At 45.1% G+C, this 643-nt stretch carries 2 protein-coding genes; one reads left to right on the top strand and one right to left on the bottom strand.

Annotation, left to right across the window (positions count from 1 at the left end):
• A partial coding sequence (locus tag R7Q11_RS27115) for a LysR family transcriptional regulator (protein ID WP_225467103.1) occupies window positions 1-170 on the bottom strand: 170 nt, incomplete at its 3' end.
• A 140-nt stretch (window positions 171-310) separates the two neighbouring features.
• Here R7Q11_RS27115 and R7Q11_RS27110 point away from each other — a divergent pair.
• A partial coding sequence (locus tag R7Q11_RS27110; RefSeq protein ID WP_225467102.1) for a hypothetical protein occupies window positions 311-643 on the top strand: 333 nt, incomplete at its 3' end.

The following is a 643-nucleotide window of genomic DNA, read 5'->3' as shown; positions in this document are numbered from 1 at the left end:
CGTGTGGTTCGGTTGAGTAGTGTCACGCCCATTTGCGCTTCAAGTCCGCTGATTTGGCGAGAAACGTGAGAACGAGAAACGGAAAGAGCTTCCGCCGCTTTGGTGAAGTTGCCAAGTTGGGCGATCAAAACAAACGAGCGAATGTCGGCGAGATTAACTTTATTGAGCATAATGAGCGTGTTGCAAAAAGCGATGGGTTTAAGGTTATCACAATTATTTACCAATCATATCGGCAAGCAAGGTCGAACGACTTGAGCTTTACGACAACTTGCGTATTATTTTCTGCGTATCCATCTTTATCTGACTTTTTATGAGCTTATTGATTTCACGACAAGGCACGCCTCAAAAGCGCGCGAAATGGCTGCTAGCAATGATTGGCTGGGTCACCGTCGTGTGTCTGATGCAAAATTCTGGTTTGGTTTCGGCATGCTCGATGAGTGATGACCAAACCTTGGTTTCTGCTTTATCTAGCGATGATGCTCATGTTGTTAAAGCTGATAAAGTCAAAGAGCCGAGTAAGTGTGAACTGTCTGAAAAGTTGATTCAGTTTACCCAGCATCAGCTCGAAGCCTTCATTGTCGTTTTGTTCATTGGCATTGTTTTAGCCGCAGTTTGGCGATGCAGTGCCTTTGTTAACGCAAGG

The organism is Vibrio sp. 970 (genome assembly GCF_033339075.1).
This window is presented reverse-complemented; position numbering and strand designations above follow the sequence as displayed.